At 74.9% G+C, this 8,807-nt stretch carries 5 protein-coding genes and 1 pseudogene; 1 reads left to right on the top strand and 5 read right to left on the bottom strand.

Features of this window, described 5'->3' with window-relative positions:
- Positions 1-102 (top strand): annotated as a pseudogene (locus tag ACFC0B_RS28390) (ATP-binding protein); the annotation flags it as partial.
- 112 nt (positions 103-214) lie between these two features.
- On the opposite strand, the gene cimA reads toward ACFC0B_RS28390, so the two are convergent.
- The 5 genes from cimA to ACFC0B_RS28365 form a co-directional block, all read right to left on the bottom strand.
- Positions 215-1,825: a citramalate synthase gene (gene cimA / locus ACFC0B_RS28385; RefSeq protein ID WP_376091705.1), complete on the bottom strand. Its 1,611-nt coding sequence runs from the start codon at positions 1,823-1,825 to the stop codon at positions 215-217.
- A 344-nt stretch (positions 1,826-2,169) separates the two neighbouring features.
- Positions 2,170-3,282 (bottom strand): branched-chain amino acid aminotransferase, encoded by a 1,113-nt coding sequence (locus ACFC0B_RS28380; protein WP_376091702.1) that lies wholly within the window; start codon positions 3,280-3,282, stop codon positions 2,170-2,172.
- A gap of 219 nt (positions 3,283-3,501) precedes the next feature.
- A complete protein-coding gene (locus tag ACFC0B_RS28375) occupies positions 3,502-4,539 on the bottom strand; it encodes a 3-isopropylmalate dehydrogenase (protein ID WP_376091699.1) in 1,038 nt (345 codons plus the stop codon).
- A gap of 74 nt (positions 4,540-4,613) precedes the next feature.
- Complete coding sequence (locus tag ACFC0B_RS28370) at positions 4,614-5,180, bottom strand: Uma2 family endonuclease (RefSeq protein WP_376091696.1); 567 nt, start codon at positions 5,178-5,180, stop codon at positions 4,614-4,616.
- Positions 5,181-5,294: 114 nt separating this feature from the next.
- Positions 5,295-8,678, bottom strand: a complete 3,384-nt coding sequence (locus ACFC0B_RS28365; RefSeq protein ID WP_376091693.1) for a S8 family serine peptidase — start codon at positions 8,676-8,678, stop codon at positions 5,295-5,297.
- Between the last annotated feature and the right edge of the window lie 129 nt (positions 8,679-8,807).

The following is an 8,807-nucleotide window of genomic DNA, read 5'->3' as shown; positions in this document are numbered from 1 at the left end:
AGCGACACCCCCGTCATCACCCTCGACGCCCGCCGACGCGACAGCGCCAAAAGCGCCCTCATCACCCTCGTCGAACACGCCCTCCTCGCCCGGCTGCGGTGAACCGGGGGCGCTGCCCGACGACGCACCACCCGACGACGCACGGCCGCACGGCGCGGCCCGCGGACCCTCCGGTCCACGGGCCGCGCCGTTCTGCCCCGCCGCCCGCGGCGCGCTACGCGGCGTCCGGCTCCAGGCCGGCCCGCAGCAGGCCGTGGGTGTAGGCGTCCTCCAGCGCCAGCCAGGAGGCGGCCACCACGTTGTCGGCCACCCCGACCGTGGACCAGCTGGCGGTGCCGTCGGAGGTGTCGATCAGCACCCGGGTCTTGGAGCCGGTGCCGTGCTGGCCCTCCAGGATGCGGACCTTGTAGTCCACCAGCTCCAGCTTCGCCAGCTGCGGGTAGATCCGCTCCAGCGCGGTGCGCAGCGCCCGGTCCAGGGCGTCGACCGGGCCGTTGCCCTCGCCGGTGGCGATCATCCGCTCGCCCTTGGCCCAGAGCTTGACGGTCGCCTCGTTGCCGGTGTTGCCGCCCGGTCCCTGCTCGCTGATCGTGCGCCAGGACTCCAGGGTGAAGAAGCGCTCGCGCCGGCCGCGCACCTCGTCGCGGAGCAGCAGCTCGAAGGAGGCGTCGGCGGACTCGTAGGTGTAGCCGAGGTTCTCCTGCTCCTTGACCTTGGCGACCACCCGGCCGGCGAGGTCCCGGTCGGTGGAGAGGTCGTAGCCGAGCTCCTTGCCCTTGAGCTCGACGGAGGCGCGGCCGGCCATGTCGGAGACCAGCATCCGCATGGTGTTGCCGACCGTCTCCGGGTCGATGTGCTGGTAGAGGTCCGGGTCGACCTTGATCGCCGAGGCGTGCAGGCCGGCCTTGTGGGCGAAGGCGGAGAAGCCGACGTAGGGCTGGTGGGTGGAGGGGGTGAGGTTGACCAGCTCGGCGATCGCGTGCGAGATCCGGGTCATCTCGGCGAGGCTGCCGGGCGGCAGCACCCGGCGGTCGTACTTGAGCTCCAGCGCGCCGACCACCGGGAAGAGGTTGGCGTTGCCGACCCGCTCGCCGTAGCCGTTGGCGGTGCACTGGACGTGGGTGGCGCCGGCGTCGACCGCGGCCAGGGTGTTGGCGACGGCGCAGCCGGTGTCGTCCTGGGCGTGGATGCCGAGCCGGGCGCCCGTCCGCGCGAGGACGTCGGCGACGATCTCGCGCACGCCGGAGGGCAGCATCCCGCCGTTGGTGTCGCAGAGCACCACCACCTCGGCACCGGCCTCGTGGGCGGTGCGGACCACGGCGAGCGCGTACTCCCGGTTGGCCCGGTAGCCGTCGAAGAAGTGCTCGCAGTCGATGAAGACCCGGCGGCCCTGCGCGCGCAGGTGGGCGACGCTGTCGCGGACCATCTCCAGGTTCTCGTCGAGGGTGGTGCGCAGCGCCAGTTCGACGTGCCGGTCGTGGGACTTGGCGACCAGCGTGATCACGGGCGCACCGGAGTTCACCAGCGCGGCCAGCTGCGGGTCGTCGGCGGCGCGGCCGCCGGCCCGGCGGGTGGCGCCGAAGGCGACCAGCTGGGCGTGCCGGAGGTCCAGCTCCTCGGCGGCACGGGCGAAGAACTCGGTGTCCCGGGGGTTCGCACCGGGCCAGCCGCCCTCGATGAAGCCGACGCCGAACTCGTCCAGGTACCGGGCGATGGCCAGCTTGTCGGCCACCGTGAGGTTGATGCCCTCGCGCTGGGCGCCGTCGCGCAGGGTGGTGTCGAAGACGTGGAACGCGTCGTCGGGGAGGTTGGTCGCCTGGGTCATGACCCTGGGTTCTCCGTTCCGGGAGGTCGGTTACTGCTCTGCCGGTTCTGATCCGGCTCCACTGTCCAGCATCCCGCGCGCGCCCGGTGTCCCTCGGCCCCTTGTGGGGGCTCCGGCCGGTCCGGGGGAAACAAAAAGACCCCTCGCGGGTGCGAGAGGTCTGCGCGCGGGTCTGGACGCTGGTGGTCGCCCCGCATCGGGTGGTGCGGTGGCGGTCACTGCGGACCGGCGCGCCTGCTGCTAATCATCAGCGACAGCGAGGACACGCTCGCAGTCTAGGCACATCGTCCGGTCCGCGGCCCGCCCGTCTCGCCATCCGGGACGAGCGGGCCGCGGCGTCGGCGTCAGACGATCTTGTGCAGCCAGCCGTGGGTGTCGGGGGCCTGGCCGCCCTGGATGGCGAGCAGCGCGCGGCGCAGCTCCATGGTGACCGGGCCGGGCTCGCCGGCGCCGACGGTCCAGTCGCCGCCGTTGGACTTCACCGAGCCGACCGGGGTGATCACGGCGGCGGTGCCGCAGGCGAAGACCTCGGTGAGGGTGCCGTCGGCGTTGCCCTGCTTCCACTCCTCGGTGGAGATCCGGCGCTCCTCGACGGCGTAGCCGAGGTCGGCGGCGAGCTGCAGCAGCGAGTCGCGGGTGATGCCGGGCAGCAGGGCGCCGGACAGCTCGGGGGTGACGATCCGGGCGTTCTCGCCCTCGCCGAAGACGAAGTAGAGGTTCATGCCGCCCATCTCCTCGATCCACCGGTGCTCGGCGGCGTCGAGCCAGACCACCTGGTCGCAGCCCTTGGCGGCGGCCTCGGCCTGGGCGACCAGGGAGGCGGCGTAGTTGCCGGCGCACTTGGCGGCACCGGTGCCGCCGGGGGCGGCGCGGACGTAGTCCTCGGAGAGCCAGACCGAGACCGGCTTCACGCCGCCGGAGAAGTAGGCGCCGGCCGGCGAGGCGATGATCATGAAGAGGTAGGAGTTGGCCGGGCGGACGCCCAGGCCGACCTCGGTGGCGAACATGAACGGGCGCAGGTAGAGGCTCTGCTCCGGCTCGTTCGGGACCCAGGCCTGCTCCTGCTGGACGAGCAGCTCGACCGCCTCGACGAAGGCCTCGACCGGCAGCTCGGGCATCGCCAGGCGGCGGGCGGAGGCCTGGAAGCGGGCGGCGTTGGCCTCCGGGCGGAAGGTCGCGATCGAGCCGTCGGCCTGGCGGTAGGCCTTGAGGCCCTCGAAGATCGCCTGGCCGTAGTGGAGGGTCATGTTGGCCGGGTCCATCTCGATCGGCGCGTAGGGCGCCAGCTGGGCGTCGTGCCAGCCCACGCCCTCGGTCCAGCGGATGGTGACCATGTGGTCGGTGAACACGCGCCCGAAGCCCGGGTTGGCCAGCCGGGCCTCGCGCTCCGCCTCGGGGAGCGGGTGGGCGGAGGGCTTGAGGTCGAACGTGATGGGCGCCTGGGTGGGCGTGCTCATGGCTGTGTGTCCTTCACCGTGGGGTTGGTCCGGGCCGCCTCCGCCGGGTGGACGTTCCGCCCATCCCGGGCGGAACGGACGCACGACGACACGGCCCACTGTCGATACTCGCATCCAGAGGGCCGTGCCGAACAGCCGCGGACTCCTTGGAGATCCTCAAGCTGCCGTTATGGGGTCCGGCCCTGCGGGGCCGGAACACCGTCTGTCGGTTCCGGCCTCCTAGGCGGATACTCGGGCGGCGAGCGCGTCGCCGACCTGGGCGGTGGTGCGGGTCCCGGTGCGCCCGGTGAGGTCCGCGGCGACCGCGTCCTCGATCCGGGCGGCCTCGGCCGGGTACCCGAGGTGGTCGAGCAGCATGGCGACCGACAGCACGGTGGCGGTCGGGTCGGCCTTGCCCTGGCCGGCGATGTCCGGCGCCGAGCCGTGCACGGGCTCGAACATCGACGGGAAGGCGCCGCTCGGGTTGATGTTGCCGCTGGCGGCCAGGCCGATCCCGCCGGTGACGGCGGCGGCCAGGTCGGTCAGGATGTCGCCGAACAGGTTGTCGGTCACGATGACGTCGAACCGCTCGGGCTGGGTGACGAAGAAGATGGTCGCCGCGTCGACGTGCAGGTAGTCGGTGGTGACCTCGGGGAACTCCCGGCCGACCTGCTCGAAGATCCGGGTCCACAGGTGGCCGGCGTGCACCAGCACGTTGTTCTTGTGCACCAGGGTCAGCTTCTTGCGCGGGCGCGCCTGGGCCCGGCGGTAGGCGTCGCGCACCACGCGTTCGATGCCGAAGGCGGTGTTGAGGCTGACCTCGGTGGCCACCTCGTGCTCGGTCCCGGTGCGCAGCGTGCCGCCGTTGCCGACGTACGGGCCCTCGGTGCCCTCGCGGACGACCACGAAGTCGATCTCCGGGTCACCGGCCAGCGGGCCCGCCACTCCGGGGAAGAGCCGGCCCGGGCGGAGGTTGATGTGGTGGTCGAAGGCGAACCGCAGCTTGAGCAGCAGCCCCCGCTCCAGTACGCCGGACGGCACGCTCGGGTCGCCGATGGCGCCGAGCAGGATCGCGTCGTGGGCCTTGAGCTCCGCCAGGACACTGTCCGGGAGCGTCTCACCGGTGCGGTGGTAGCGCCGGGCCCCGAGGTCGAACTCGGTGGTCTCCAGCTTCACATCGGCGGGAAGCGCCGCCGCCAGTACCTTCAGGCCCTCGGCCACCACTTCCTGGCCGATACCGTCACCGGGGACGACTGCGAGACGAATCGTGCGAGACATGCTCGGAGGCTACTCCGGTGTCCCACAGCCTGACATCCGGCGTCCACCATCCGGACACGGGCTCCCGGGCCGCCTCAGGTGAGATCGATGTCGACCGGGAAGGGGCGGTCGAGCTTCAGCTGCTTGTGGTGGATGCCGGTCAGCCCGTAGAGGCGGGTCGCCGGGTCGAGTTCGTAGGTGTGGACGATGGCGTGCCCCTCTTCGTCGCTCTCCACGCGCCAGAAGTGCGCGATGCCGGCGGCGGCGTACTTGCGTGGCTTGACCTCTCGATCGCGCTCCCGGGACTCCGTGGACACGATCTCGACGGCGAGCAGGACGTCCTGCGCTTCGCAGTAGGTTCCCTCAGGACCGGTGTCCGCGTTCTCGTTCACGACGGTGAGATCCGGCTCGGGCCGATTCCGCAGGTTCAGCCGGATCGTCATCTCCCGCCACACCTGCCACCCGTCCGGTACGGCCGCCTCCAGGGCTCGTTCCAACCTGCGGAGTGTGCGCATGTGGAAGAGGGTCTGCGGGCTCACGAAGATCAGGCTCCCGTCGAGCAACTCGGTGTGCGGCGGGAGATCCGGCAGCCGGTCGAGGTCCTCGGCCGTGTACCCCTCGGCCGGGGGCCTGATCCAGTCGGGGTACGGCACGACGCTCATGGTTCCTCCCATACGGGCATCCTCGTGGCCTTTCTCAGGCTACTCGGCCCGATCCCCCGGGACTTCATCCTTTCGAGGGGCGTGCACAGATCCGTGCACGCCCCGCGGCAGCTCCTAGGGCAGGGTCAGGACCTGGCTGCGGTGGGCCTCCGGGTTGAGGTGGTGGAGGAGGAGGATCCGGGACCGGTCCCCGGAGGTGCGGCGGATGTCGAGGACGGTGGCGGGGCGGACGGGGGCGGCGATCGCGGTGGCGCCGCCGGGGGCGGTGCGGATGTCGACGGCGGGCTGCAGGACGTCGACGGCGAGGGTCGGCCGGGCGCCCTCCAGGCCGATCGCGGAGAAGGCCTCGGCCGGGTCCGGGGTGCCGGAGCCGGTGAGGCCGGACCATAGGGCGTAGTGGACGGTGCTGTGGCCGGCGCCGATGCCCGGCAGGGCGGCCAGGCGGACCGGCAGGACCACCGCGTCGGAGTCCAGCAGGGCGGTGTCGGTGTCGCCCCAGCGGGCGTTCAGCGGCTGGACGTCCAGCTCGGCGCCGGTCCGGGCGTCCAGCGAACGGGCCACCAGGACGTCGCTGCCGCGCAGCCGGTCGGCCTTGACGATCACGTCGGTGACGCCGTCCCCGTCGGTGTCCAGCGAGGCCCGGACGGCGAACAGCCCGACCGGGGTGGCGGCCGGCGCCCACACCTGGGCGCCGAGGTAGAGCCGGCCCTCGGTGAGCGGGTTCCCGGCGACGGCGGGCGCGTCGGTGGCGGCGCCGACGGCGCGCAGGTTGGCGGCCCGGTCGCCCGCGTGCTCGACGCAGAGGTCCGCGAGGTGCTCGGCCTCGCCGGTGCTCCCCTCCGGGACGTAGCCCGCGCCGGGTCCGACCGCCGCCCCGCTGTCCGGCGGGCAGTCCGGCCAGCGGTCGCCCTCCCCGCCGAGCGCGAAGGCGCTGAGCAGGCCGGGGCCGCCGCCGGGCGTGCCGGTGCCGGTGAGGGCGGCCAGCGCGCCGCCGCGGGCGGTGCGGACCGGGGTGGTGGCGGCCAGGTCGGAGGCCGCCCGCGGGGCGGCGAACAGCGGCACCCGCAGCCCCGGGGCGGCCGGGTCGTCCGGGGTGAGCAGCAGCCGGCCGGAGAGCTCGCCGCGGTAGCTGCGGGCCCGGCCGCCCTGGAGGGCGGCGGTCGTCGGGTCGGGGGCCCGCTCCAGCGCTCCGGGCACACCGAGGGTGACCCGCACCCGCGCGGCGCCGCCGGGCGGGACCTCGACCCGGTCGGGCGCCAGCTCGAAGCGGGCGCCGGGCAGCTCGGTGGCGGCCGCGTAGCCGGTGCGGTAGGCGACCGGGGCGGCGGAGAGGTTGCGCACCTCGACCTCGCGGACCAGGGTGAGCGGCCCGGTGACGGCGACCGGGCCGAAGGAGACGCCGACGGCGCCCTCGACCGCGCCCTCCCCCGCCGCGTAGGCGACGGCCGGGGTGCGCACCGCGCGGTCCACGGCGGCCCGGCCGGCGCCGGTGCGCTCGGGCCCGTAGACCGGGCCGGTGCCGCCGTCGCCGAGCCAGGTGTCCCCGGCGGTGTTCATCAGCGCGGCCTTGACCTGCTCGACCGTCCAGTCCGGGTGGGCGGCGCGGACCAGCGCGGCCAGCCCGGCGACGTGCGGGGTGGCCATCGAGGTGCCGTCCTCGCGCTGGCCGCCGGTGCCGCTGCCGACCAGGGCGGACCAGATGGTCTCGCCGGGGGCGGCGAGGTCCGGTTTGACGACGCCGGGCACGCCGATGCCGCGCGAGGTGAAGTCGGTGAGGGTGTCGAGCCGCTGCGGCTGGTCCTGGGCGACGGCGCCGTGCAGCGGGTCGCCGGGCGCCGCGAGGCGGACCCGGACCGGCCCGGCGGCGGCGCCCGCGCGCAGCCGTTCGCCGTCGGCGCGGCCGAGCAGCGCGAGCGGCACCCGGTCGTTGCCCGCGATCTCGGCGAGGTGGTCGTCGTCGGCGGCCAGCACGGCGCCGAGCGCGCCCGCGTCGGCGACGTGGTCGGCGCGCGGGCCGGAGCCGCAGGCGCGCTCGGACTCCCGGGTGCTCCAGGCGAGCACCGCGATCCGCCCCGCGAGCCGTTGCCGGTCCGGCTCGGAGAAGGCCGCGCAGCCGTCCGGCTGGTCGGCGGGCAGGACGAGTTCGCCGGTCACGTCGGCCGTGGACCAGTCCCGGTAGCGGGCGCTCCAGTGGGCCGGGACGACGCCGGCGAGCGACGGCGGGTCGAGCACGGTGATCCCGTCGGCGTCGCCGTGCGGATCGACGGAGGCCGCGACGGCGACCGCCCGGGCGGCGGTCCCGGGGCTGCCGCCGATGCCGTACACGTCGCCCTCGTTGCCCGCGGCGGCGACCACCACGGTGCCGAGCGCGGCGAGCCGGTCGACGGCGAGGGCGTCGGCGTCGTCGGTGGAGCCGAAGCGGCTGCCGAGCGAGAGGTTGAGGACGTCGAGCCGGTCGCTCGGGTCGCCGTCGCCGTCCGGGTCGGCGGCCAGGTCGAGGGCCTGGCCGAGCTGGTCGGTGGAGCCGTCGCAGCCGAAGACCCGGATCGCGTACAGCTGGGCGCCGGGCGCGGCACCGGGGCCGACCTTGAAGCCGGCCGGGTCCAGGCCGGGCCGGTAGGGGCCGCGGTAGGGCTGCCCGTCGGCGGTGACGCCCAGGCCGGCGGCGGTGCCCGCGACATGGGTGCCGTGGCCGTTGCGGTCGCAGTCGATCGGGTTGTCGTCGGGGTGCGGGTCGGGCTGGTAGTGCGGGGCGCCCGGGTCGGGCTGGTAGTCGTCGCCGACCAGGTCGCGGCCGCCGACCACCTTGGCGCTGGGGAAGAGCCCGGCGGGCGCGGGCAGGGCGCCGTCGACGGACCGGAACGCCTCCTCGGTGCCGGGGCCGCCGAAGTCGGCGTGGGTGTAGTCGATGCCGCTGTCGGCGACGCCGATCCGCACCCCCTGCCCCGTGTCGCCGGCCGTCCCGCCCTCGGACGAGCCGCCCGCCCAGACCGCGGGCGCGCCGGTGACCGGCACCGAGTGCGCGTTGTCGCGCCGCTTGCGGACGATCGGGTGCACGGCCGCGACCCCGGGCAGGGTGCGCAGCGCGGGCAGCCGGCTGGCCGGGGCGCTCACCGCGAGGCCGGTGACCAGGGTGCGGGTGCGGTAGAGCTCCCGGGCGCCGGGCACCGCGCCGTGGACGGCCCCGGCCAGCCGGTCCAGCGCGGCGGAGGCGCGGGAGCGCTGGTCGGCGCCGGCCCGGGCGGCCTCCCGGCGGGCGGCCTCCGGGGAGCGCCGCTGCCGCCGGGCCTCGTCGCCGGCCCGCCGCCAGACGGGGGCGACGGGCTCGGTGGCGAGTTCCAGCAGGACGGGCACGGGCCGGTCGGCGGCCCGGGCGGGCGCGGCCGGCGGCGGGCTGCCGACGGCCGGGGCGGCGCCGGTGAGCAGGGCCGGTCCGGCCAACAGGGCCAGCGCGAGGCCGATCCGGGCGAGCGGTCGGCGGACGGTCGGACGACGCATGGGGTCCTCTCCCCCGGCCGGGGGTACCGATCCGCACACCGTGTGCCGCTGACGCCCGCCCGTGCGGCCGTCGATCACCCTCCCGGGGGCCCCAAATTAGGAATATCGCGCCGGTGGAGGCGAGCAACC

It is taken from the genome of Kitasatospora sp. NPDC056184 (genome assembly GCF_042268405.1).
GTDB lineage: Bacteria > Actinomycetota > Actinomycetes > Streptomycetales > Streptomycetaceae > Kitasatospora.
The sequence above is the reverse complement of the archived record's forward strand: the minus strand, read 5'-3'. Positions and strand labels throughout refer to the sequence as shown.

Coding starts and splice junctions, on each gene's coding strand:
- cimA (WP_376091705.1), bottom strand. CDS start 1,825: ATGACCCAGGCGACCAACCTCCCCGACGACGCGTTCCACGTCTTCGAC.
- ACFC0B_RS28365 (WP_376091693.1), bottom strand. CDS start 8,678: ATGCGTCGTCCGACCGTCCGCCGACCGCTCGCCCGGATCGGCCTCGCG.
- ACFC0B_RS28380 (WP_376091702.1), bottom strand. CDS start 3,282: ATGAGCACGCCCACCCAGGCGCCCATCACGTTCGACCTCAAGCCCTCC.
- ACFC0B_RS28370 (WP_376091696.1), bottom strand. CDS start 5,180: ATGAGCGTCGTGCCGTACCCCGACTGGATCAGGCCCCCGGCCGAGGGG.
- ACFC0B_RS28375 (WP_376091699.1), bottom strand. CDS start 4,539: ATGTCTCGCACGATTCGTCTCGCAGTCGTCCCCGGTGACGGTATCGGC.